This window comes from Acinetobacter sp. XH1741, assembly GCF_041021895.1.
Lineage (GTDB): Bacteria > Pseudomonadota > Gammaproteobacteria > Pseudomonadales > Moraxellaceae > Acinetobacter.
Genome location: NZ_CP157428.1, coordinates 1,032,821 through 1,056,174, shown reverse-complemented (window position 1 = coordinate 1,056,174; position 23,354 = coordinate 1,032,821). Strand labels below are relative to the sequence as shown.

23 protein-coding genes are annotated in these 23,354 nt (G+C 39.1%); 17 read left to right on the top strand and 6 right to left on the bottom strand.

What is annotated here, in order from left to right; all coding sequences use genetic code 11:
• Positions 1–8: 8 nt before the first annotated feature.
• From ABLB96_RS05115 to tig, 4 genes are all read right to left on the bottom strand, one after another.
• Positions 9–725 (bottom strand): DUF2846 domain-containing protein, encoded by a 717-nt coding sequence (locus ABLB96_RS05115; RefSeq protein WP_348895622.1) that lies wholly within the window; start codon positions 723–725, stop codon positions 9–11.
• A 147-nt stretch (positions 726–872) separates the two neighbouring features.
• Positions 873–2,186 carry an ATP-dependent Clp protease ATP-binding subunit ClpX gene (gene clpX / locus ABLB96_RS05110; RefSeq protein WP_348895623.1) on the bottom strand — a complete coding sequence of 438 codons (1,314 nt, stop codon included), beginning with the start codon at positions 2,184–2,186 and terminating at the stop codon, positions 873–875.
• A 101-nt stretch (positions 2,187–2,287) separates the two neighbouring features.
• Positions 2,288–2,893: an ATP-dependent Clp endopeptidase proteolytic subunit ClpP gene (gene clpP, locus ABLB96_RS05105; protein ID WP_309454741.1), complete on the bottom strand. Its 606-nt coding sequence runs from the start codon at positions 2,891–2,893 to the stop codon at positions 2,288–2,290.
• Between the two features lie 192 nt (positions 2,894–3,085).
• On the bottom strand, positions 3,086–4,420 hold the full coding sequence (gene tig / locus ABLB96_RS05100; protein ID WP_348895624.1) for a trigger factor: 1,335 nt from the start codon (positions 4,418–4,420) through the stop codon (positions 3,086–3,088).
• A gap of 415 nt (positions 4,421–4,835) precedes the next feature.
• On the opposite strand from tig, the gene ABLB96_RS05095 reads away from it, so the two are divergent.
• The 7 genes from ABLB96_RS05095 to rdgB all read left to right on the top strand — a co-directional run bounded on the left by ABLB96_RS05095 (position 4,836) and on the right by rdgB (position 13,237).
• Positions 4,836–7,067: a TonB-dependent siderophore receptor gene (locus ABLB96_RS05095; RefSeq protein ID WP_348895625.1), complete on the top strand. Its 2,232-nt coding sequence runs from the start codon at positions 4,836–4,838 to the stop codon at positions 7,065–7,067.
• 106 nt (positions 7,068–7,173) lie between these two features.
• Entirely contained in the window at positions 7,174–7,857 is a 684-nt protein-coding gene (locus ABLB96_RS05090) for a Fe2+-dependent dioxygenase (protein WP_348895627.1), read from the top strand.
• A gap of 461 nt (positions 7,858–8,318) precedes the next feature.
• Complete coding sequence (leuA, locus tag ABLB96_RS05085) at positions 8,319–10,016, top strand: 2-isopropylmalate synthase (RefSeq protein ID WP_348895628.1); 1,698 nt, start codon at positions 8,319–8,321, stop codon at positions 10,014–10,016.
• 83 nt (positions 10,017–10,099) lie between these two features.
• Positions 10,100–11,260: a homoserine O-acetyltransferase gene (locus ABLB96_RS05080; protein WP_348895629.1), complete on the top strand. Its 1,161-nt coding sequence runs from the start codon at positions 10,100–10,102 to the stop codon at positions 11,258–11,260.
• The gene (gene metW, locus ABLB96_RS05075; protein WP_001217230.1) at positions 11,260–11,853 is read left to right on the top strand and encodes a methionine biosynthesis protein MetW; all 594 of its coding nucleotides are present in this window, start codon (positions 11,260–11,262) and stop codon (positions 11,851–11,853) included. Before ABLB96_RS05080 ends, metW begins: the two co-directional genes overlap by 1 nt.
• Entirely contained in the window at positions 11,850–12,437 is a 588-nt protein-coding gene (locus ABLB96_RS05070; RefSeq protein ID WP_348895630.1) for a tetratricopeptide repeat protein, read from the top strand. The genes metW and ABLB96_RS05070 overlap by 4 nt, the downstream gene beginning before the upstream one ends.
• 173 nt (positions 12,438–12,610) lie before the next feature.
• Positions 12,611–13,237 carry an RdgB/HAM1 family non-canonical purine NTP pyrophosphatase gene (rdgB, locus tag ABLB96_RS05065; protein WP_348895631.1) on the top strand — a complete coding sequence of 209 codons (627 nt, stop codon included), beginning with the start codon at positions 12,611–12,613 and terminating at the stop codon, positions 13,235–13,237.
• Between the two features lie 108 nt (positions 13,238–13,345).
• On the opposite strand, the gene ABLB96_RS05060 is transcribed toward rdgB, so the two are convergent.
• The gene (locus ABLB96_RS05060) at positions 13,346–14,221 is read right to left on the bottom strand and encodes a permease (RefSeq protein ID WP_348895632.1); all 876 of its coding nucleotides are present in this window, start codon (positions 14,219–14,221) and stop codon (positions 13,346–13,348) included.
• Positions 14,222–14,475: 254 nt separating this feature from the next.
• Here ABLB96_RS05060 and ABLB96_RS05055 point away from each other — a divergent pair, with 254 nt between their 5' ends.
• From ABLB96_RS05055 to ABLB96_RS05040, 4 genes are all read left to right on the top strand, one after another.
• Entirely contained in the window at positions 14,476–14,694 is a 219-nt protein-coding gene (locus ABLB96_RS05055; RefSeq protein WP_348895633.1) for a Sec-independent protein translocase subunit TatA, read from the top strand.
• A gap of 11 nt (positions 14,695–14,705) precedes the next feature.
• Complete coding sequence (gene tatB, locus ABLB96_RS05050; RefSeq protein ID WP_348895634.1) at positions 14,706–15,140, top strand: Sec-independent protein translocase protein TatB; 435 nt, start codon at positions 14,706–14,708, stop codon at positions 15,138–15,140.
• The gene (gene tatC / locus ABLB96_RS05045; RefSeq protein WP_348895635.1) at positions 15,137–15,907 is read left to right on the top strand and encodes a twin-arginine translocase subunit TatC; all 771 of its coding nucleotides are present in this window, start codon (positions 15,137–15,139) and stop codon (positions 15,905–15,907) included. The genes tatB and tatC overlap by 4 nt, the downstream gene beginning before the upstream one ends.
• 177 nt (positions 15,908–16,084) lie before the next feature.
• The gene (locus tag ABLB96_RS05040) at positions 16,085–18,064 is read left to right on the top strand and encodes an alkaline phosphatase PhoX (protein WP_348895636.1); all 1,980 of its coding nucleotides are present in this window, start codon (positions 16,085–16,087) and stop codon (positions 18,062–18,064) included.
• Between the two features lie 60 nt (positions 18,065–18,124).
• Here ABLB96_RS05040 and ABLB96_RS05035 read toward each other — a convergent pair whose 3' ends face one another.
• Positions 18,125–18,913: an NRDE family protein gene (locus tag ABLB96_RS05035; protein WP_348895687.1), complete on the bottom strand. Its 789-nt coding sequence runs from the start codon at positions 18,911–18,913 to the stop codon at positions 18,125–18,127.
• 93 nt (positions 18,914–19,006) lie between these two features.
• Between ABLB96_RS05035 and lgt the strand changes: the two genes are divergently transcribed.
• The 6 genes from lgt to ABLB96_RS05005 all read left to right on the top strand — a co-directional run bounded on the left by lgt (position 19,007) and on the right by ABLB96_RS05005 (position 23,267).
• Positions 19,007–19,825: a prolipoprotein diacylglyceryl transferase gene (lgt, locus tag ABLB96_RS05030; RefSeq protein ID WP_348895637.1), complete on the top strand. Its 819-nt coding sequence runs from the start codon at positions 19,007–19,009 to the stop codon at positions 19,823–19,825.
• A 73-nt stretch (positions 19,826–19,898) separates the two neighbouring features.
• Entirely contained in the window at positions 19,899–20,258 is a 360-nt protein-coding gene (locus ABLB96_RS05025) for a hypothetical protein (protein WP_348895638.1), read from the top strand.
• Positions 20,259–20,269: 11 nt separating this feature from the next.
• Entirely contained in the window at positions 20,270–20,635 is a 366-nt protein-coding gene (locus tag ABLB96_RS05020) for a hypothetical protein (RefSeq protein ID WP_348895639.1), read from the top strand.
• A 165-nt stretch (positions 20,636–20,800) separates the two neighbouring features.
• Positions 20,801–21,643 (top strand): thymidylate synthase, encoded by an 843-nt coding sequence (gene thyA, locus ABLB96_RS05015; RefSeq protein ID WP_348895640.1) that lies wholly within the window; start codon positions 20,801–20,803, stop codon positions 21,641–21,643.
• 44 nt (positions 21,644–21,687) lie between these two features.
• Positions 21,688–22,197: a dihydrofolate reductase gene (locus ABLB96_RS05010; RefSeq protein WP_348895641.1), complete on the top strand. Its 510-nt coding sequence runs from the start codon at positions 21,688–21,690 to the stop codon at positions 22,195–22,197.
• Between the two features lie 14 nt (positions 22,198–22,211).
• Positions 22,212–23,267 (top strand): DUF4105 domain-containing protein, encoded by a 1,056-nt coding sequence (locus tag ABLB96_RS05005; protein WP_348895642.1) that lies wholly within the window; start codon positions 22,212–22,214, stop codon positions 23,265–23,267.
• The last annotated feature ends 87 nt before the right edge of the window (positions 23,268–23,354 follow it).

Sequence of the window (23,354 nt, the reverse complement as noted above, 5' to 3'; positions counted from 1 at the left end):
GCGGCTTTTTACCAAGTTAAAGGATTCCATAACTTAAATGGTTTAATCAGATGTACATCTGACTTTTCATCATATTTAGCTGGCTTTAATTCTTGAGGTTTATGACGTATTTTTCCTGAGGCATCTTCAGCCACAAAATTATAGCTAGAAGATTTAAGCTCCGTAAAAGCAATCTCTCTACGTCCGATATTTTCTTGCATTAACATAAATGGGCCAGTGTGTTCACCACGATCCATCTTATTTTCTTCATCATATTTCAAATAATAAGATGTCCCAGCATCGACCGTAATATCAATATATTTTGGCTCTTGAAAATGAATCCCCAATAAAGGACGACTTGCTGAAATACGGTAATTTCCTGCTGGCAGTTCAATCCAGTAATAATGGTTATGTAATAAGCTTGGGATTCGTTTACCATTTACAAATAAATTGATTGCTGCAATTTCCTGACGATTCCATTTGGTATCTGGCCGATAGAGATACACCACTGCCGCATGTTCATTTTGCGGTTTAATCGGTACAAATGTCTGACCTAGTTTCTGGTTTACCCACCCACCCATACTAAAGCCACCCACATGATATTGATCAAATACACCGGGTGCTTTATCTACATCAACTTTAGGTAAAGTCGCAGTGAGCTCACCTGAATTCTTTGTTAAATGCGATGAACTTTGGCAACCTGCAAGTAATGCGGTACAACTTAAGGCAATAATTAAATAACGCATGACATCCCTCAAAGCGTTTTCTTTTGATTTTTCTATATCGCAAAACTATGCGTATTTTGTTTTTTTAGATTAACACCACCTACATGAATTGAAAACAAAAAAAGCATGAATCACTAGCGCGATTCATGCTTTTTAGATGAATGAAATCTAAGCAGACTTCGAATCAATTACTTTTAAATCTGCCTTAGCAACACTTTCATGAGTTCCTGCTTCTTTAGGCTGACGTTCTGACTTGTAAACAGGTTCAGCTTCACCGTTAATCACGGCTTCATTAATGAAAACTGTTCCTACATCTGTACGGCTTGGTAAGTCATACATTGTTTCAAGTAAAACATTTTCCAAAATCGAACGTAGACCACGAGCTCCAGTATTACGCTCAAGCGCTCGCTTAGCAACTGCACGTAAAGCTGAGTCTTCAAATACAAGGTCAACATTTTCCATATTGAACAAATATTGATACTGGCGAGTTAATGCATTTTTTGGTTCTGTCAAAATTTGCATTAATGCTTCTTCATCAAGCTCTTCAAGCGTTGCAATAACTGGTAAACGACCAATAAATTCTGGAATTAAACCAAATTTTACTAAGTCAGTTGGCTCAACTTGACGGAACAATTCAGCAATTTTCTTGCTTTCATCTTTTTTCTTCACGTCAGCTGTAAAGCCAATTCCGCCTTTCTCTTGGCGCTGTTGTACAATCTTTTCCAGCCCAGCAAATGCACCACCACAAATAAATAAGATATTTGAGGTATCAATTTGAATGAACTCTTGCTGCGGATGCTTACGTCCACCTTGTGGTGGAATTGAAGCAACTGTACCTTCAATCATCTTAAGCAATGCTTGTTGTACACCTTCACCAGAAACGTCACGTGTAATTGACGGATTTTCAGATTTACGTGTAATTTTGTCGATTTCATCGATATAGATAATGCCCTTTTGAGCTTTTTCTACATCGTAATCTGCTTTTTGCAAAAGCTTTTGTACAATATTTTCAACGTCTTCACCCACATAACCCGCTTCAGTTAAAGTGGTCGCATCTGCCATCGCAAATGGAACATCTAATAAACGAGCCAATGTTTGAGCTAGTAACGTTTTACCTGAACCGGTAGGTCCAATCAGCAGGATATTACTTTTAGCAATTTCCACTTCTTTAGACACATGACCAGACTGCCCGACTTTCAAACGCTTATAATGGTTATAAACGGCAACGGACAATGTCTTTTTGGCAAGATCTTGACCAATCACATATTGATCAAGTGCAGCACGTATTTCATGTGGTTTTGGCAATGCCTTGCTCGCCCAGTCACCTGCTTCAACCTGTTGGCTGGTTTGTACAAGGTCTAAGCAGACATCTACACACTCATTACAAATATATGCGTCCTCGCCCGCAATCAGTTTCCCGACTTCAGACTGCGTTTTACCGCAAAATGAACAATGTTTTTGTCCTTGAGGATGTTCGGACATATTCTCTCCACAAATAGAATCTTAAATATGAGGGCAAGCGATAGGGTTAAATGACTATATGGAGGCGTTTTCTAACAACTCAAGCCATTTAATACTCCCCCTTATGGACGCTTACTTAATACCTGATCGACCAAGCCATATTCTTTTGCTGCTTGTGCAGTCATAAAGTTATCACGATCGGTATCACGAGCAATCGTGTCATAGTCTTGACCACTGTGTTCTGCCATCAAACGGTTTAAACGTTCTTTAATAAATAGAATTTCACGTGCGTGAATTTCAATATCTGATGCCTGACCACGGAATCCACCTAAAGGTTGGTGAATCATTACACGTGCGTTTTCAAGGCAATAACGTTTACCTTTAGCACCAGAATTTAACAAGAATGCGCCCATAGATGCAGCCTGACCCATACAGTATGTAACAACATCAGGTTTAATAAATTGCATCGTGTCGTAGATCGCCATACCAGCAGTTACAGAACCACCAGGTGAATTGATATAAAGATGGATATCTTTATCTGGATTCTCAGCTTCTAGGAACAACATTTGGGCAACAATCAAATTTGCCATGTTGTCTTCAACTTCACCAGTTAGAAAAATGACGCGCTCACGTAAAAGTCGTGAATAAATATCAAAAGAACGTTCGCCGCGAGAAGATTGTTCAACCACAACAGGAACTAAAGCATTTTCAATTGTTGGAACATACATACGTTATTTATTCCTAAATTTTTGTGACTTAACCTATGGCAACAATATGCGGGATAATTTCTCAAATTGCAAAAGGTTCGCACTGAAATATTATATTATTTATACCTAAGTACTTAACGGTGTACTCAAATTAACCGCATACCTAAAAATGAAAAAGGCGCTTAGAGCGCCTTTTTCTGATTTCTCAAAAGATTAGCCCATACGGCGAGCTTGCTGTTCTTTCAATAAATCTTCGTAAGATACTGCTTTGTCAGACACTTTAGCAGCAGCTAAGATGTGATCAACAACTTGATCTTCTAACACAACAGCTTCAATTTGTTGACGTTGTTGAGCGTCATTTTTGAAGTATTCGATCACTTCAGTTGGATCTTCATAAGAAGAAGCCATGTCGTCGATGTAAGCATCAACACGTGATTGGTCAACTTCAAGTTTAGCATCAGCTAATACTTTGCTTACTAAGATACCAAGCTTAACTGAACGCTCTGCTTGCTCTTTAAACAATTCATCAGGAAGCATGCTCTTGTCGAAAGATTGAGCACCAGCACCACCAAATTGTTGAGTGAACTGTTGAACCATTTGTTGACGTTGACGGTCAATTTCTTGAGCAACCATTGCAGTTGGAACTTCAACTTCGTTAGCAGCAACAAGAGCATCAAATGCAGCTTGTTTAACTTGGTTACGTAAACCATTGCGAACTTCACGTTCCATGTTTTTACGAACGTCAGCTTTTAATTTTTCAACGCCTTCTTCTTCAGTAACACCGAAGATTTTTAAGAATTCAGCATCAATCTCTGGAAGTTTAGGTTTTTCAACTTGCTTCACAGTGATTTTGAATTGAGCTGATTTACCAGCTAAGTTTTCAGCTTGGTAATCTTCAGGGAAAGTCACATCAATTACTTTCTCTTCACCAGCTTTCATGCCAACGATGCCGTCTTCGAAGCCAGGAATCATACGACCTGAACCTAACACAAGTTTAAAGTCTTCAGCAGAACCGCCTTCGAACTTCTCACCGTCGATAGAACCTTCAAAGTCAAAAGTCACTTGCATGTCTTTTTTCGCCATACCCTTGGTCACAGCCCAAGTTTGACGTTGTTTTTGCAAGTTTTCGATCATAGTGTCAACGTCAGCGTCTTTAATTTCAGCTGTTTTACGTTCAACTTCTAAACCGTCAAATGCTTTTACTTCAACTTCAGGATAAACTTCTACAGTTGCTTCAAAAACTAAAGCATCTTCTTTATGTTCAACTTTCTCAATGTTCGGCATACCTACCGCATTGATTTTTTCTTGTTGAATTGCTTCAAACACGCTGTCACGAATGATGTCATTCACAACTTCTTGATAAATACTTGCACCGTATTCGCGACGAACAACGTTTGCAGGTACTTTACCCGGACGGAAGCCGTTGATCTTCACAGTTTTGGCAGTGCGCTTCAAACGAGCTTCAAATTGCTCGTTAATACGGCTCGTCGGTACAGAAACATTTAAACGACGGGCAACGCCCGAAACCGCTTCAGTCGTTACTTGCATGGCTTCCTCGATAAAAATTAGTTAGTAGGAACAGTTTTTAAAAAAGTGCTGTATTATATGACAACTTTCAAGATATACAAAATTAACCGATCAGATCACAAAATTGAAGGTCATCTTTTTGGTAAAATTCACAATAATTTTATGATTTTTTAATTTTTTTTAACTGAACAGCCCTTCTGCATGATTTTTTAGTTATTCTTCATAAATCTAAAATTACAATTGACTTTGTAATTATTATCGTTTTTACAAACAGTTAAGAATAATCAATCAATTAGAGAACTTTAGACACAAAACCCCATTAGATCTTTCACATTTTCTTCACAATCCTATCGGCAAATCCAATTAACACAAACTGTACATATAAATAAGAATTATTATTATTCGCATAACGTTTTGTATTTAAGTCCTGAAAGTCATGTCATTGATTAGAACACGTAAAAAAATTGTTTCATCTGCAATCGCATCATCCCTATCTATGATTGCAACAACTGCAATGGCACAAGAAGCTGTTTCACAACTACCAACGATTCATACTCAAGCAACACAAGAAGAATCTTTAAAGGTAGATCAATCAGCAAATTCTAAATTTGTAGCTCCTCTTTTAGATACACCAAAATCAGTTTCAATTATTTCAAAACAACTGATTGAAGATACAAAAGTAACGACTTTATCAGATGCATTACGTACAGTTCCTGGTATTACTTTAGGGGCAGGTGAAGGTGGCAACCCAAATGGCGACCGCCCTTTCATTCGTGGTTATAGTTCAGAAAGCTCCATGTACATTGATGGTATTCGCAACTCAACCTCGCAAAACCGTGAGATGTTTGCTGTCGATCAAGTAGAAGTGACTAAAGGTTCTGCATCAGCAATGGGTGGTGCTGGGTCAGCCGGTGGCAGTATCAATATGATTTCTAAAGTTGCTAAAAAAGGTGACTTTTTAGAAGGTTCGGTAGCTGCTGGTACAGATAACTACCAACGTATTACCTTAGATGGCAATAAAGATTTTGGAAATGGTATTGCAGCACGTGTAGCTGTTCTGGGACATCAGAATGACAAAGCTGGACAAAGTAACGGCGCAGAATATAAGCGTGTTGGTATTGCACCAAGTATCACATTTGGCTTAGATACGCCGACACGTGCAACTTTAAGCTACTATTATTTACAAACTGATGATAAACCTGATTCAGGTATTCCTTATTGGGATTCCTCTCTTGGAAAAGCTCAAGGTAAACCAGCTGAAGTGAAGCAAGGTACATATTACGGTTGGAAAGATCGAGATTTTCAAAAACAAGAAAATCACATCGGGACAATCAAATTAGAACATGACCTTACCGATAATATAACTATTACAAATACAGCCATGTATGCCAAGTCGAAAAATGATTATGTCTGGACGAATCCAGATGATTCAAAAGGTAATGTTGGCAAAGGTCTGGTTTGGCATCGTTTAAACTCAGCTATTACAGATAGTGAGTCATTTACAGACCAATTAGCACTTACAGGTAAATTTAATACAGGCTTCTTAAAGCACAAATTTAATGTGGGTGCAGAATATAGCAAACAAAAAACTGATAAAGGCGGTTATAACATTATTGATGCAAAAGGTAATGTTTCTACTACCGGTTTCTATAGTGACTGTTCCGACTTATCAACCAATTGGTGTACCTCACTCAATGGTCCGACTCAAAAGCCATTTGTTGATCGCCTACAAGCGCGACCAGACTTTGACGCAACTGTCGAAAGTACCTCAGTCTACTTACTCGACAATATTGAGATCACACCGAAATGGTTAGTGGATCTTGGTTTGCGTTGGGATAATTATGAAGCTAAACAAAACTTCTTCGCAACTTCTAGTGCTGCAGCCTATACAGCGAAAAATGATTCAGATTTCATTACTTACCAAGCTGGGATTACTTTTAAGCCAACAGAAAATGGCTCTATTTATACAAGCTATGCAACCTCTGCTAGTCCAGTCGGCTTGAATGCGGGTTGGGGCGATAATAGCGAAGCAATTAATGCTAATAATCAATTGATTGATCCAGAAAAGGCTCAAACATTTGAAATCGGTACAAAATGGGATTTCCTAGATAACCATCTAAATTTAACAGCAGCTATTTTCCGTACAGAGAAACAAAATACGCGTGTACAAATCGATCCAACGACTTACGCAAATGTAGGTGAAAGTAAGGTTGATGGTATCGAGTTAGGCTTAAATGGTGAAATTACTGATAAATGGAATATCTCCGCAGGCTATACCTATTTAGATAGTGAGCTAACAAAGAATGGTATGAGTTGCCGTGGTACTACATGTACTGACCAATCTATTTACAATGGCAATCAAATGCCAAATGTTCCGAAGCAAGCAGCTACATTATGGACCACTTATAAAGTACTACCACAATTTACTTTAGGCGCTGGTGCGGTTTACTCTGATAAAGTATATGGTGATGTTGCGAATACTAAATGGGTCCCATCTTACGTTCGTTATGATGCCATGGCTCGTTATGATGTAAATAAGAACGTTAATTTACAGCTTAATCTAAATAACTTATCTGATAAGCGCTACTTTACTAAAGCGTATGCTTCTCACTATGCAACAGAAGCAGAAGGTCGTAGTGCAGTACTCGCAATTAACTTTAAATACTAAGTTAATTTAGAATCCCATAATATTTTTATGGGTTCTGATATAAAATAGCCTCTATTGTTAGAGGCTATTTTAATTTTTTTACGATTTATTACTCGCAGGTATCACCGTGATCCACCATATTCCCAATGTATTGAGTAAAGAACAGGTCCAATATTTTCGTCATGAAATGGACAAAATTGAATGGGTCAATGGCAAAGTAACCGCTGGTACACTCTCTGCAACTGTAAAACACAATCAGCAACTCCCTGAGGACCATCCACTTAACCAACATCTGGGCAATATAATTCTCGAAGCGCTAGGCACACACCCATTATTTTTATCTGCCGCGATTCCACTTGATATTATCCCCCCTCTTTTTAATCGTTATGAAAATCAGGAATCTTTTGGTTTTCATGTAGACAATTCTATTCGTCGCATCCGTGGCACGAATGAAAGACTTAGAACGGATTTGTCCTGTACTTTATTTTTAAGCGAACCTGAAGAATATGAAGGTGGTGATCTGGTCGTAGAAGACACTTATGGCTATCACGAAGTGAAACTTCCTGCAGGAGATATGATTTTATATCCATCTACCAGTTTGCATGAAGTGACTGCAATTACTGCTGGCTGTCGTATCGCTTCTTTTTTCTGGGTACAAAGTATGGTGCGAGATGATGCCGAACGACATATGCTTTTTAACTTAGATCAAACCGTACAAAACTTGAGAATGCAGCTAGGTGATAATCATAGTGAAGTGATTAAACTCACTAATCTTTACCATAACCTAATGCGCAAATGGGCTGAACTGTAACTCTATTTATTTTTGCCTTATTTAGAGTAATTAAGTTTTTTTACCTTAATAAGGCAAAATAATGAAAATTATTTTCCACAAAACATAAAACAACGCAAAATTAGAAAATTATTTCCTGAACACTGAAATTAAAATGACTATAAGACTTTTGCACAACGTGTAATCATTGTTTAGATGTGATATATCTAAACAATAAGCATATTAGCAAACCACCAAACTTACTATTACATGGTCTATAGATGAAAACGAATCACTTGTTTGCCCAGCCTACTCAAGCAAGACATCATCTCGAACTCCTGATGCTGCGCCTCGCGCGCGTATAAATTTTTGTCTGCATATTTTAAAGCAGACCATTTCAAATTCCCTTTAATTTTTCTGTATTAGATACCATATATAACTGTAGAACGTTGCCTTTCACACCATACCTAGAGCAACCGTGCTACGAGATAAGGAGTTTTCTCATGATGTTGGCTGACCCTAGCAAAAAATACCGCCGTATGTACCAGCGAGTCGATTTACCAGATCGCCAATGGCCAAATAACGAAATTACAAAAGCGCCAATTTGGATGAGTACGGATTTACGTGACGGTAACCAAGCAATTTTTGAACCGATGAACATGGAACAAAAATTCAAAATGTTCAAAATGCTTGTAAAAATCGGTTTTAAACATATTGAAATCGGCTTCCCTTCTGCATCTCAAATCGACTTCGATTTTACTCGTATGTTGATCGAAGAAAATCATATTCCTGATGATGTATACATTGAAGTTTTGGTTCAGGCACGTGACCATTTAATTGAGCGTACGTTTGAATCTTTAGTCGGTGCTAAGCGTGCAATTGTGCATATTTATAACTCTAACTCTCCAACGTTCCGTCAGAAAGTGTTGAATGTAGATGTAAATGGTGCAAAACAATTAGCAATTAATGCAGCTCAGAAAGTGAAAGAATATGCTGCGCAATATCCTCAAACAGACTGGATTTTCCAATACAGCCCAGAATGTTTCTCTGCAACCGAATTAGAAGTTGCTAAAGATGTCTGTGATGCCGTCACAGAAATTTGGGATGCCCGTCCAGACCATAAAGTAATTTTAAACTTACCTGCGACTGTTGAAGTATCTACGCCAAATGTTTATGCAGACCAAATCGAATGGATGCATCGTAATTTGGCACGTCGTGATGGTGTGATTATTTCTGTTCACTGCCACAATGACCGCGGCTGTGGTATTGCAGCATCAGAACTTGCAATTATGGCGGGTGCTGACCGTGTCGAAGGCTGTGTGTTCGGTAACGGCGAACGTACTGGTAACGTTGACGTTGCAGCCATTGCATTGAACATGTACACCCAGGGTGTAGCGCCAGAGTTAGATTTTTCTAACATTAATGAAGTGATTGCAACAGTTGAAGAATGTACGGGATTACCTGTACACCCTCGCCACCCATATGCAGGTGACTTGGTATTTACTGCATTCTCTGGTTCACATCAGGATGCAATCAAAAAAGGCTTCGAGTACCAGAAAAACGAAGAAATCTGGGATATGCCTTACTTACCAATTGACCCGAAAGATTTGGGCCGCGACTACGATGCTGTAATTCGTGTAAACAGCCAGTCTGGTAAAGGCGGTATTGCGTACTTATTGGAATCGAACTACAACGTGGTGTTGCCGCGTCGTTTACAAATCGAATTCAGTCAAGTTGTTCAGCAATATGCTGATGAGAACGGTACTGAAATTAATGCCAAAGAAATCTGGACCTTATTTAAAGACACGTATGTTGATGTAAAAAATCACCATTACACAGTCAAACACTATAAGTTATCTGACATTAATGGTACTCAAATCATCGAGCTTGATGTTGATGTCGAAGGTGAAACACAACAATTACGTGGTGAAGGTAACGGACCAATCTCTGCATTCTTAAATGCACTTCAATTACCAATTGATGTATTGAACTATGAAGAACGCAGTATTAGTTCAGGTGCAAATGCCAAAGCCTTGACCTTAATTGAACTTCAAGTGAAAGGTACAGGTAGAGGTTCATTTGGTGCAGGTGTTCATGACAACACTGTCACCTCATCGATTGAAGCAATTATTGCATGTACCAACCGTTTGATTGATCAAGGTGTTTTAAGTACAGATCAGGTTGTTGCCGCTGCTGTTTAATTTAAAAAAAGACTTTGGAAAGGATACCTAGCTTGGTATCCTTTCTTTTTATTCCTGAAAGATTTAAAAGGCGAAATGTTCCCGTGTCTTTTCCAGCTGATTCAGTGGGGTTAGTCACTCCGCAAAAGTTCCAATTTGACGAACCATTACACCTTGAATGTGATCGTGTTTTACCACGTTTTGAACTAATGGTCGAAACTTACGGTGCTTTAAATGCAGATAAATCAAATGCTATTTTAATCTGTCATGCCCTTTCTGGACATCATCATGCGGCAGGTTATCACCACGAAGATGATAAAAAAGCTGGATGGTGGGATAGCTGTATTGGCCCGGGTAAGGCAATCGACACGAATAAGTTTTTTGTAGTTTCGCTCAATAATATTGGTGGATGTAGCGGTTCAACTGGGCCAACATCACCAAATCCTGAAAATGACAATCGCCCGTATGGACCAGATTTCCCATTAGTGACAGTACGCGACTGGGTAAAAACTCAAGCCATGCTTTCTGACCGTTTAGGTATAGATGTCTGGTATGCGGTGGTTGGCGGATCATTAGGGGGCATGCAAGCACTACAATGGTCGGTAGACTATCCTGACCGCTTACAAAAATGTGTTGTTATTGCCAGCGCACCAAAACTTTCAGCACAGAATATTGCTTTTAATGAGGTGGCACGTCAGTCAATCTTGTCTGACCCAGATTTCCATCATGGCCGTTATTTAGAAAATGATAGTTATCCGAAGCGTGGTCTAATTTTGGCTAGAATGGTCGGCCATATCACTTATCTTTCTGAAGAAGCCATGAAGCAAAAATTTGGTCGTGATTTAAAATCCGGCAAATTTATGTATGGTTTTGATGTCGAGTTTCAGGTCGAAAGCTATCTTCGTTATCAAGGTGAACAGTTCAGCCGTAACTTTGATGCCAACACTTATCTCATTATGACCAAAGCTTTGGATTATTTTGACCCATCACGTGAATACGGCCATTCGTTAACTGAAGCAATGGGTAAAACTAAATGCCAGTTCTTGATTGTCTCTTTCACAACTGACTGGCGTTTTGCCCCAAGTCGTTCACAAGAAATTGTAGATGCACTCATAACCAACCATAAGCCTGTCAGTTATCTCGATATTGATGCTGAACAAGGTCATGATTCATTTTTATTCCCGATTCCACTGTATGTCAAAACACTGCGCGCTTTCTTAGGCGGTGAAGAACATTTAAAATCGACATCACTGGAGGCAAGCTAATGCGTATTGATCAACAACTGGCAGAAAAGTGGATTAAACCTGGCTCAAGCGTACTCGATTTAGGGTGTGGTGACGGCGAATTACTCGCTCATATGAGCCAAAAGCATCAAATTCGTGCTTATGGTTTAGAAATTGATCAAGAAAAGATTGCAATTGCCGTCAGTCGCGGGTTAAATATTATTCAACAAGATTTGAATCTCGGTTTGAGTCGTTTTGCTGACCAGTCTTTTGACTATGTGGTCATGGCACAGGCGTTGCAAGCCGTAGATGCACCCGATGTTTTATTAAGAGACATGGTGCGTGTAGGTAAACAGGCTATTATTACTTTTCCGAACTTTGCACACTGGAAGACTCGCTCTTTTCTAGCATTAAAAGGAATGATGCCTGTATCGGATGCTCTACCATATATGTGGTATAACACCCCCAACATTCATTTATGTACGTTTAAAGATTTCGAAGCACTGTGTGCGGAAAATCAAATACAAATTATTAATCGACTCGCCGTCAATGGAAACCAGCAGGGAAGCCTGTTAAGCAAACATGTTCCGAATTTGTTTGGTGAAGTCGCTATTTATCGAGTGAGTGCACTATGAAAAAGACATTATTTAGCACACTAATTGCAGGACTGCTAAGTATGCAGGCTCATGCAGATTATATCGCCCAGCCACAATCGGTTGCGAGCCAGGCTGCGCGCTTTTCTACAATGGGGGTTCATGACCTTCAAAAAGCGGCTCAAGCTGGCCAAGCTGGCGCACAGTTTTATCTTGGTACACGTTACCAACACGGTAAAGATGTAGCAAAAGATGATAAACAAGCATTTACTTGGTTTAAAGCTGCTGCTGACCAAGGTCTATCACCAGCCCAGTTAAATGTGGGCCGTATGTACGCTGATGGTATTGGCGTTAAGAAAGATGAGTCTATGGCTCGTAAATATTTCGAAAAAGCGGCAAGCAATGGTGATAACCGTGCAAGCTATAATCTCGCGATGATGGAAGAGCAAAAGAAAAACTACGTTGGTGCTTACCAGTGGTATGAGCTTTCAACTCGTGATGGCATGCTCGACAATAAAGTAATCAGCCTATCTGAAGGTAAGAAAACTGCGCTTGCAGCAAACTTAACTCAAGAACAAATTCGTACAGCACGTGACCGTGCAGACAAATGGATTCAAGCACAATAATAACGGTTCATCCGTAAACATGCTTACTCGACTAAAGCCACCTTGTATGCTCTACAAGGTGGCTTTAGTTTAGATATCCCTTTTTATATTCTATTTATTTCCCTCTATATCCCCTTCCAAAAAACACGTAACATAACTCACGTTCAATATTGGTTATAAAGTTTGGTTTTATTATGTCTACCCCACATTGGTTTGATCAGGGCAGTTTAGTTCTTGCCAGCAATAACAAAGGTAAAGTCGCAGAGTTTGAAAAACTTTTTGAACAGCTCAAGTTACCTGTAGAAATTATTCCTCAAGGTCGCCTTAATATTCCAGATGCTATTGAAGACGGCTTAAGCTTTATTGAAAATGCCATTATTAAAGCGCGTCATGCCTCTAAAATTTCAGGTAAACCTGCGATGGCTGACGACTCAGGCATTTGTGTCCCTGTATTAGGCGGCGCACCTGGTATTTATTCGGCACGTTATGCTGGAGAACATGGTGATGATGCAGCGAATAATGCAAAATTATTAAATGATCTTTTACCTTACCGTAAAAATGGTGAAGTGATTGAAGGTATGTTTGTATGCGTACTTGCTTTAGTGACTCATGCTGAAGATCCATTACCACAAATTTTCCAAGGTATCTGGCACGGCGAAATTTTAGAAGCTGCGCGCGGTGAAAATGGTTTTGGCTATGACCCACTGTTCTGGTTGCCTGAGCTACAAGTGTCTAGTGCTGAACTTTCTAAAGAAGACAAAAATAAGATTAGTCATCGTGGACACGCGATGCAGTTATTTAGAGAAAGTTTGCAGAAGTAAGCAAAAATCTTTTGTTAGACTGATGGCACTTCCCTGTGCCACAGTCTAACTGGCGGTATTCATGCCGCCTTCGCATAAGCAAGTGTATGTTTAGAATTCAATAATTAATTAGACGAACAAGTGCAAAAACACTGCATAAATCGCAATACACACACAACTCACAATCGTGCCTGAAGCGATATAAGCCGCAGATCTTCCTGTTCCTTGATAATGTGTCTCTAACGCGACAATATTGGCTGCTGGCGGCAGGCAGAACATTAAAAACATTACCCCTATTTGCTGGCTTATATTTGGAATGGGTAAAAATCTATAAGTTAATCCACATAGAATCAAGCCACACGCGATCTTAAAAGCTTGAGCTTTTGTACTGTAAATTAAATCTTTTGCATAAACTCTGGTACGGCGTAGCCACATTCCGAGTACACACATACCTGCAAAAGTCATTGCAAATTTAGCAACATCATAAATCCAGTGTATAGCAGGATGTTCAATATGTTGAGCACCTAAAAGTCTAAGCACCACAGCACAGAATATCGAGATACAAGGTGGAGAAGTTAAAACCTTTTTTAATATGTTGAGCTTGCTTTGCGGTTCCGTTGTTACAGCGGTCACAGCCCAAGCATTGCCAAAAAGCGACATCCCAATATATAAAGCAACTATCGGAGCAGTCGCTTTAGGGCCAAATAAAGCCATGGCAAAAGGAAAACCTAGCCATCCAATATTGGTATAACTTACGCAAAGCGCCAATAAACGGTCTTTAAATAGAACTAAATAGGCAAAGAAAATAATAAACGCAGAGCCAAAGCTAAAGAGCATTAAACTCAAGCTTCCCGATTGATAAAAGACCATGTTGTAAATAATCACAATCGGAATGAGTAACCGCGCAAGCCAAGCTGAAAGAATAGGTTTTACGGTTTCTGCAATGGAGGTCTGAGCAAGAAAAAGTCCTGTAATAAATGCCAATATCGGCAGTAGTAATGCCACGCTCTCTCCTTTTGCTCATCAAAACCAGCTTGTTATGCTACACCTTTTATTTTTGAAATGTAGGATCGTTTTCAAGTAAATTAGACTAAAAATGAAGTTAGATAAAAATTTAAAAATTGGTCAAAAAAAATCTTTATAAAAATCTAATCACAACTTACCACTTATAAATATTGTCTTAAAAATGAAATATAAGTGTCACATTCCTGTCATGGCAACCTGTTGATATAAAGCGAACTAAAAAGAGGTATAAAATTATGGCTGGTTTATCTATTTGGCATGTCGTTATTTTCGCAATTGTCGTTATTTTATTGTTCGGTACATCTAAATTAAAAAACATCGGTAAAGATGTAGGCGGTGCGGTAAAAGACTTTAAAAAATCAGTTCGCGAAGAAGATGAAACTGGAACTTTAAATAGCCCTCGTACGATCGATGCCCAAGTTAAAACATCTGAAAGTACTTCTGTGAAAAGCTAAAGGTTTGTCCCATGCTTGATGTAGGAATGACAGAGCTACTCTGTTTTGCAATTATTGCAATTTTGGTTTTAGGTCCAGATAAGCTTCCCGAGGCTGCACGCTTTGCAGGTCGTTGGTATGTTCGTCTAAAACGCTATATTACGAATCTGCAAAACGAGATTGATCAAGAGCTGCGTCTTTCTGAGTTCCGTAAAGAAATGCAAGAGGAACTTAACCGCATTGAAGCATTGGAGCGAAAAGTACAACAACAGCTTGAAGAAATACAAAAACAGCAGCTTTCAGAACACCAAGAAGTCACTGAAGCGCCAAAAACAACACAAAAGCCTATTCGGAAATGTATTCCTATATCAGATCATTACAAAGTGCCGTACCTTAAAAAGCTTACGCCTTTGGTTACAGCTGATATCTCAGAAACATCTCCGGTTGAATTGAAGATTGCCGTATGAACCAACTGCCTTCAACCACTGTAAATAGTCAAGAAAACTTAGACCAGATGCCAATCATGAATCATTTGGTGGTTTTAAGACGCCATTTATTCAGGATTGTAGGGGTAACATTATTCTTATTTTTTTGTTTACTACCCTTTCGAAATAATACTTACCAATTATTATCTGAGCCTTTAAGGTTACAACTTCCTGCTTCATCATCAATGATTGCAACGGATGTTACAGCAACCTTCATGGCGCCATTTAAACTCAATTTATTTGTTGCACTTGTGCTTGCAATGCCATTTATTCTTTATGAAATATGGTCTTTTGTTCGCCCAGCACTTTATCAAAAAGAACGCCATTTAGCGCTTCCATTGTTGATTGGTAGTATCGTTCTATTTTATGCAGGTGTAGCGTTTGCATATTATATTACTCTGCCTGCGATACTGCATTTCTTTATTAGCGTTTCACCTGAAACCGTCGCACCAATGACTGATATTAATAGCTACTTAAGTTTCTGTTTAAAGCTATTTTTAGTTTTTGGCGTGACTTTTGAAATTCCTATCGCGACCTTGTTACTCATTTTAATTGGTGTAGTAAATACCCAAAGCCTTGCTGAAAAAAGACGTTTTATTGTTGTGGGATGTTTTTTTGTAGCCATGTTTATTACCCCACCTGACGCAATTTCAATGGTGATGTTAGCTATTCCTATGTGGTTACTTTTTGAATTAGGACTACTCTTCGGCAGAATTCTTGAAAAAAGAAAAAGCCACTCTACTGAATAATTTAAATCTTTCTCTAAAAAGTCCAAATATTTAAATTTGGGCTTTTTATTTTCAGCATCCTTTTAATTAAACACCCCATAAACTGTCTTTAAAGTGACTTCAAAATGTAAGAAAAGTGTCATTTCTAATCCATAGAATCGAGTCAACAAATATACACACAAAAGTTACGGATTTATTATGACAACTGCTTCTAACCACCCAACACGTCGCGATATTTTAAAATGGTTTACGGGGATTCCTTTTCTTCCTTTAGGTGCGATGGCTACGGCAGCAACGTTAGCAGGCTGTAATGACAGCAATAATGATTCAAACGTTGTTACTCCAACAGTAAACTTTAAAAATGCGACTTTTACCTCAATGGCTGCACCATCTTTAGCTAATCCAGCAGCAATGGCAACCACAACGGTTGGATCAACTCTTTCAATTAACTGGGAAGATGGTTCAAAAACTGACTATACATTAGCGTATAAGCCATTCTTTACAACAGGTGACCTTGTTGCAGACGGTAAAGGTGGGAAAATTTTAGCGGGTGGTTATGTTGATATTAATAATCAGCCAATTATTGATAAATCAAAACCTGGTCAAGAACGTCAATTCTTCTCTGACTGTCCAGATGGAAGCTCTTTAATTAGCTTTAAACAAGCAACAGGCCGTGACTTTACCGATGCAGACAAACAAGCTTTAGGTGTTACGGGTAACCCTGTATTTCACGTAGTTCAGTTTGAATATACGACTCGTGACCAAAGCTTGGCTTCTATGTATGGCTTACTACCATCACCAATTGCAATTTTAACTTTAGACCAAGATCCTAAAACTGGTCATTTAACGCTAATTAAATACCATAATGTCGATACTTCTAAAGTAAACGGCCTATGGATCACTTGTGGTGCAAGTTTATCTCCATGGGGAACTCACCTGTCGAGTGAAGAATATGAACCAGACGCAAACAATGTTGCTGGAAGCTACTTACCAGTATTTAGCAAAAACTTATTCGGCGACAGTACCAAAGGTAATCCTTACCACTACGGTCATTTACCAGAAGTGACTGTAAATACAGATGGTACGGGTTCAATCAAAAAACATTACTGTTTAGGTCGTATCTCTCACGAACTTATTCAAGTGATGCCAGATAACCGCACTGCTTTAATGGGTGATGATGCAACCAATGGTGGTTTATTCATGTTTGTTGCAGATAAAGAAAAAGATTTATCTGCAGGTACATTATATGTCGCTAAATGGAAACAAACCTCAGGCGTAGGTGCTGGTGCGGGTGATATTTCTTGGATTAACCTTGGACATGCAACAAGTGCTGAAGTGAAAAGTTGGGCTGACCAATATAAGATTTCAGACCTGATGGATGTAAAAACTTCTGATCCTAAAGATGCAAGCTATACCAAAATCCGTTATAGCGGTAAAGATAACTGGGTAAAACTTGTACCTGGTAAAGAACGTGAAGCAGCTTTCTTAGAAACGCATCGTTATGCAGCCTTGGTTGGTGCAAGTATGGGCTTTACCAAGATGGAAGGCACAACTGTAAATATCAAAGACAAAATCGCTTACTCTGCGATGTCTTACATCCAGTCTTCGATGGTTGATAAAACAACTGATATTCAAGTACAAGGTCCAAAAGCTGGTGCAGTTTATGCACATACGTTAAAAGGCAGCCAAGTTGATAACAACGGCCAGCTCATTAACAGTGAATGGGTATCAACTCATATGGAACCACCAGCAGCTTTAGTAGGTGAAGACCTAGCAACTGCCGATGCTTTGGGTAATACTGCAAATGCAGATAAAGTTGCCAACCCAGATAACCTTAAGTTCTCTGAAAACTTACGTACGCTGTTTATTGGTGAAGACAGTGGTATGCACGTAAATAACTTCTTATGGGCATACAACGTAGATACCAAACAATTAAGTCGTATCTTATCAACACCTGCCGGTGCGGAATCTACAGGCTTACATGCTGTAGATGCAGTGAATGATTGGACTTACATTATGAGTAACTTCCAGCACCCTGGTGACTGGGAATCTCCATTACACGATAAAGTAAAACCGACTCTTGACCCTCTTGTTCGCACAAACTTCAAGGATCGCTTTGCAGCAGCGGTTGGTTATATTACGGCAGATCCTGTAGCACCATCTGTTGTGAAGAAATAATTCTTCAGTCAATATAAAAGAAACCTGCTTTATGCAGGTTTCTTTTATTGTATTTCAGGTTCATTTATTCCTATCTATTAAAGGCACCTGCTGCTCTACAATTTGACCGCTATGTTCACCTTGCTGTGTCTTTTCCAACCAGATCCATTCATGATGAGTCATTCTTAAAAAATTTGAACATCGTGTTCCATATACGGGGCTTTGAATAAAAGTCGACGATAGTAACTCTTCCATTTCTGGTTGAATGCCGGTGTTTGGCAACAATGCGGTGGTAACTTTACGCTCATCTTCTAAAATATCCCACGCTGCATATTGCAAGCTCAACTCCTCTGTTTTCTGTTGATGCATAGGCAAAAACTCTTGCGTAAAACGTGTTCTTAAGTGCCTCGTTTTTTCCCAGTGATCAGACATCAAACCATTGGAAACCACATACACGCCATTGGCTAATACTTGAGGAGCTTCACCACGGTTACTCATATAAACCGCTTGATCCGTATTTCCTATAAACAAGTTAAAACCCGCAAAGTTCTGTTGCTGTTGTTCTAATTGTTGGGCAAAGCGAATCGGTAATAAATCAGACTCTAAAAAAGCCTGAACCAAATGACCACGGGATGTCTCGTATTGTTGTTTATCACGTCCATCACGGAAGTTGGTTAACACAGCCCATCGGCCTTGAGGCGTGACGCCCATCCAAGTACCACCTGACTGTAAGTCTTGCCCTGCAACAATTGGCGTATGCTCCCATTGATGTAGCAACGCAGTTGGCCGATGATAAAACTCATCACGGTTTGAAATAAGACACAAGGGCATATCATCCAGAACATGCCATGCTAAAGCCACAATACACATTGATTCTTGTTCCCTATGTTTACACATTGAATGTACAACATTTTTCACATCATTCCGCTACAATCTGTCAAAACGTAAGATCAAGGAGCAGCAATGCTGACCTATCCTAATATCGATCCGGTCGCAATACATCTAGGACCTCTGCAAGTCCATTGGTATGGACTCATGTATTTATTGGCATTTTTATGTGCTTGGGGACTCGCTTCCTACCGTGCCAAACAGCGTGATGGCTGGACATCGGACATGGTTTCCGATCTGGTGTTTTACGGCGCCTTAGGTGTTGTACTAGGCGGACGTATCGGCTATGTGCTTTTCTATGAATTTGATAAATTCCTTGAAAACCCAATCTGGTTATTCCAAGTCTGGACTGGTGGTATGAGCTTCCACGGCGGCTTCTTAGGCGTCATGATTGCAATGCTATTCTGGTGTAAAAAATATCAAAAAACATGGTTCCAGACACTCGACTTTGTTGCCCCTTGTGTACCGACAGGCTTAATGTTCGGACGCTTCGGTAACTTTATTGGTGGAGAGTTATATGGTCGTGCGGTTACCGATCCGAATTATCCATTTGGAATGATTTTCCCAACCGATCCATTACACTTGGTTCGCCATCCTTCTCAAATTTATCAAGCACTTTGCGAAGGTTTAATTCTATTCATTATTTTGTGGTGGTTTAGTTCAAAACCACGCCCACGTATGGCCGTTTCTTCCCTATTTTTAATGGGATATGGTGTTGCCCGCTTTGTTATGGAATTTTTCCGTGAACCAGATGCAGACCAAGGTTATATTCTGTTTGGCTGGATGACTAAAGGACAAATTCTTACAGTTCCGATGCTGCTGATTGGCCTTTGGATGATGTGGTATGCCTACCAGAAGAAAATTTACGACTGGGGCCCACAAAAGAACAGTTAACATGTACATCAGAGGAGTTTCGGCTCCTCTTTTTTATGCTAAAGTTTTTATCTCCCAAGAAAGAAGATTCACCATGCTGGAATTCTGGTTTAACAAGCAAGTCCCGACATTTAAAAAATTAGTGATTTTAATTATTACGCTCTTGATCTGTATTGGGTTATATCAATATCAACCGTTGCCGTTAGATACTATTTTAATGTTTACGGGAACCGGGATTATTTTTCTAATTTGCCGCTACTTTAAAATACATTTCGCTCAAAGTAATCCAACCGGTTTACTCTACCGTCTATTTACATGGGTCCCTATTGCCCTCTTGTTTGCACTTATTTTTGTGAAAGCCATGCCTAACTTGCTTATTTGGGGTGTGCAAGGCATCGCATTTATGGCGCTTGCTGCTTTTATTTTTTCTCCACAATCCTTATTTAACAAATAGGCTCAATTTTTATGTTGGCTTATTGGTACAACGCACCGCGTCACATCAAACTTATCTTCATTATTGCGGTTTGTGCTGCAATTTATGTAGCTAATCAAGTGCAGCCTTTATCACCCACTTACACAGTTCTTAGCCTTGTGTTAGGTTTTGGGCTTCATTTCGGGCAATATTTACAAACAAAAATTTCAGATCGTAGTTCATATAAATCTAACTTCCAGTTTCTGCTTAGAATTTATCCTCTCATTATTATTGCTATTGTGATATGGGCTCTACCGCCTCAACATAATTGGATCGCAACGATACAAGCTTTAGGCTTTGTACTGGTTGGATTTTTTCTAGTTTCGATTTACCAAAATCGTGCTAAACGTTTTGAATAATTGCGTCCATCGAAATCTTATAGAACTATTTTTAGATTTTCATCTTGAGCTACAACAGGTATCATCTTCTGTGGTTCATGATGAAGCAGCTCTATTGCATAAGTATTTATCATTGAGCTATCTCCCCCTTTTATTTAATGGAATTAATCCGAACTCGAGAGTGTTATGCGTGCATATTTAGACCTACTACAACATATCCTTGATAATGGCGGTGACAAAGGCGACCGTACAGGCACAGGAACCCGTTCTGTATTTGGTCATCAAATGCGTTTTGATCTCTCTAAAGGTTTTCCTTTACTCACCACAAAAAAAGTTCACTTCCGTTCTATTGTGATTGAGTTACTTTGGTTTTTAAAAGGCGACACCAACGTCCAATATTTAAAAGACAATAAAGTTTCAATTTGGGACGAATGGGCAACAGCAGAACAAACAGCTCGTTTTGGTCGTCCCGAACATGAACTTGGACCTGTTTATGGCCATCAGTGGCGTAATTTCGGCGCAACCAAAAATGCTGATGGAACATATAATCAAGATGGTTTTGACCAAATTAAATGGTTAATTAATGAAATCAAGACCAATCCAAATTCACGTCGTTTAATTATTTCTGGCTGGAACCCAAATGAGGCTGGACAAGTTGCTTTACCGCCTTGTCACACACTTTTTCAGTTTTTCGTACAAGATAACAAATTGTCATGCCAGCTTTATCAACGTAGTGCCGATGTGTTCTTAGGCGTACCTTTTAACATTGCAAGTTATGCTCTACTCACTCATATGATTGCTCAAGTGTGCGGTTTAGGAGTGGGCGATTTTGTTTGGACAGGTGGTGATACTCATCTTTATGTCAACCATTTTGAACAAGCTAAACTACAACTAACGCGTGAACCATTACCGTTATGCCAATTGAAACTTAATCCAGAAGTTAAAGACATTTTCGATTTCAAATTTGAAGATATCGAGATTGTAGGTTATGAGTCACACCCTGCAATTAAAGCACCAGTTGCAGTATAAAGACGGCTTGAATTTCATTAGATTACGGTTTAGAGAATAAGATTATGGCATGGCAAAATGTAGAAGTTGTCCACGTTGTCGCAATGGACAAAAATCACTGTATTGGTAAAGGCAATGCGTTGCCATGGCATATCTCTGCCGACTTAAAACACTTTAAAGAAATCACCCAAGGTGGTGTGGTGATTATGGGCCGTAAAACGCTTGAGTCTATGGGCCGTACTCTACCAAACCGTGTAAACTGGGTAATTACCCGTGATATTAACTGGTACTTTGACGGTGTAAAAGTTGCATATTCAATTGAAGACGCTTTAAATGCAGCTTTAGAAGATGTAAAAAATACCGAAAAACAAGCATTGTTCATCATTGGTGGCGGTGAAATATTTAAGCAAACGCTGTCAATTGCAGACCGTCTTGAGCTCACCCATGTTGACTTAGATGTGCAAGGTGATGCACATTATCCAACAATACCGAGTGATTTTCAAAAAACTGCGAGTGAGCAGCAAGTAGATGAAAAGTCTGGGACTTCATTCGAATTTGCAACATATAAAAAATAATTTTATGGACATCTATGCACAATATTGGAACGCGTGAATTTCTTATCGCCCTTCTCTTTGGGCTTTTACATAGTCTATTCACGCTGTTTATTGTGTTCTCTAGCATTTGGGTCTGCTTAGCCCTTTGGGTTCAGCAACCTTTTGGCTGGTTAGGTAGCCGTATACTTATTGGTATTTGGGTGGCTTTTGCCTTAAGTATGGCTGGCTTATATGTCAATGGACATATCATTAGTCGCCGTATGGATATCCTGATTTATCTTTTAGTTTTTGCCTGTTCTTTAGTTTGGTATTTTTCGATTACAGCACGTCAAGATCGTGACTGGAATCCTGAAGTTGCCAATATGCTGAGCTATGAAAAACACGGCGATGTGATCACTTTACACAATGTTCGCAACTTTAACTGGCATCCAGATGGAACTTATGATGTTCGCTGGGAAACCCGAACTTTTGACTTGAACCAGTTAAATGGAATAAACATTATTACCTCATACTGGATGGGACCGCAAATTGCGCATACGCTGGTCAGTTTTGAATTTAAAAATCAACAACCTCTCGTATTTTCAATTGAAATTCGCAAAGAGAAAGGCGAAGAGTTTTCAGCGATTGGCGGCTTTTTTAGAAAATACGAACTTAGCTTAATTGCCTCTGATGAAAAAGATATTGTCTATACACGCAGTAACATCCGCAAAGAGCAAGTTTATAATTTCCCTGTGAATATGCCGCGTACCGAGCGAAAAGCTTTGTTTTTAGAATATCTTAAAAAATCGGATGAGTTACGTGCAAAACCAGAGTGGTACAATACGCTCACAAGTAATTGTACAACCTTAATTTTTGATATGGTTCAAGCGATTAACCCCTATCAGCTTCCTAAAGATTATCGTTTAATTGCCTCAGGTTACTTACCTAACTATTTATATGATCTTAAAGCGCTCAATCAAAATATTAGCTTAGACCAGTGGTATCAAATTGCGCATATCAATCCACGCACTGAGCATTTTGAGCAACTTTCAGATCAGAGTAGTGAACACTTTTCTCAAATTGTGCGACAAGGTTTACCCAAAGCTGACTAGAGTCTGCTTGATATTTTATAGGCTTATTTTCGCCAAATATTAGAAGAATACTTTGAGAGCATTGAATATGATCTGCAAAAATTACAA

Coding starts and splice junctions, on each gene's coding strand:
- metW (WP_001217230.1), top strand. CDS start 11,260: ATGCGTATTGATCAACAACTGGCAGAAAAGTGGATTAAACCTGGCTCA.
- clpX (WP_348895623.1), bottom strand. CDS start 2,186: ATGTCCGAACATCCTCAAGGACAAAAACATTGTTCATTTTGCGGTAAA.
- ABLB96_RS05005 (WP_348895642.1), top strand. CDS start 22,212: ATGCACAATATTGGAACGCGTGAATTTCTTATCGCCCTTCTCTTTGGG.
- ABLB96_RS05095 (WP_348895625.1), top strand. CDS start 4,836: ATGTCATTGATTAGAACACGTAAAAAAATTGTTTCATCTGCAATCGCA.
- rdgB (WP_348895631.1), top strand. CDS start 12,611: ATGTCTACCCCACATTGGTTTGATCAGGGCAGTTTAGTTCTTGCCAGC.
- ABLB96_RS05035 (WP_348895687.1), bottom strand. CDS start 18,913: ATGTGTATTGTGGCTTTAGCATGGCATGTTCTGGATGATATGCCCTTG.
- ABLB96_RS05115 (WP_348895622.1), bottom strand. CDS start 725: ATGCGTTATTTAATTATTGCCTTAAGTTGTACCGCATTACTTGCAGGT.
- clpP (WP_309454741.1), bottom strand. CDS start 2,893: ATGTATGTTCCAACAATTGAAAATGCTTTAGTTCCTGTTGTGGTTGAA.
- leuA (WP_348895628.1), top strand. CDS start 8,319: ATGATGTTGGCTGACCCTAGCAAAAAATACCGCCGTATGTACCAGCGA.
- tatB (WP_348895634.1), top strand. CDS start 14,706: ATGCTTGATGTAGGAATGACAGAGCTACTCTGTTTTGCAATTATTGCA.
- ABLB96_RS05020 (WP_348895639.1), top strand. CDS start 20,270: ATGTTGGCTTATTGGTACAACGCACCGCGTCACATCAAACTTATCTTC.
- lgt (WP_348895637.1), top strand. CDS start 19,007: ATGCTGACCTATCCTAATATCGATCCGGTCGCAATACATCTAGGACCT.
- thyA (WP_348895640.1), top strand. CDS start 20,801: ATGCGTGCATATTTAGACCTACTACAACATATCCTTGATAATGGCGGT.
- ABLB96_RS05055 (WP_348895633.1), top strand. CDS start 14,476: ATGGCTGGTTTATCTATTTGGCATGTCGTTATTTTCGCAATTGTCGTT.
- ABLB96_RS05040 (WP_348895636.1), top strand. CDS start 16,085: ATGACAACTGCTTCTAACCACCCAACACGTCGCGATATTTTAAAATGG.
- tig (WP_348895624.1), bottom strand. CDS start 4,420: ATGCAAGTAACGACTGAAGCGGTTTCGGGCGTTGCCCGTCGTTTAAAT.
- ABLB96_RS05025 (WP_348895638.1), top strand. CDS start 19,899: ATGCTGGAATTCTGGTTTAACAAGCAAGTCCCGACATTTAAAAAATTA.
- ABLB96_RS05070 (WP_348895630.1), top strand. CDS start 11,850: ATGAAAAAGACATTATTTAGCACACTAATTGCAGGACTGCTAAGTATG.
- tatC (WP_348895635.1), top strand. CDS start 15,137: ATGAACCAACTGCCTTCAACCACTGTAAATAGTCAAGAAAACTTAGAC.
- ABLB96_RS05010 (WP_348895641.1), top strand. CDS start 21,688: ATGGCATGGCAAAATGTAGAAGTTGTCCACGTTGTCGCAATGGACAAA.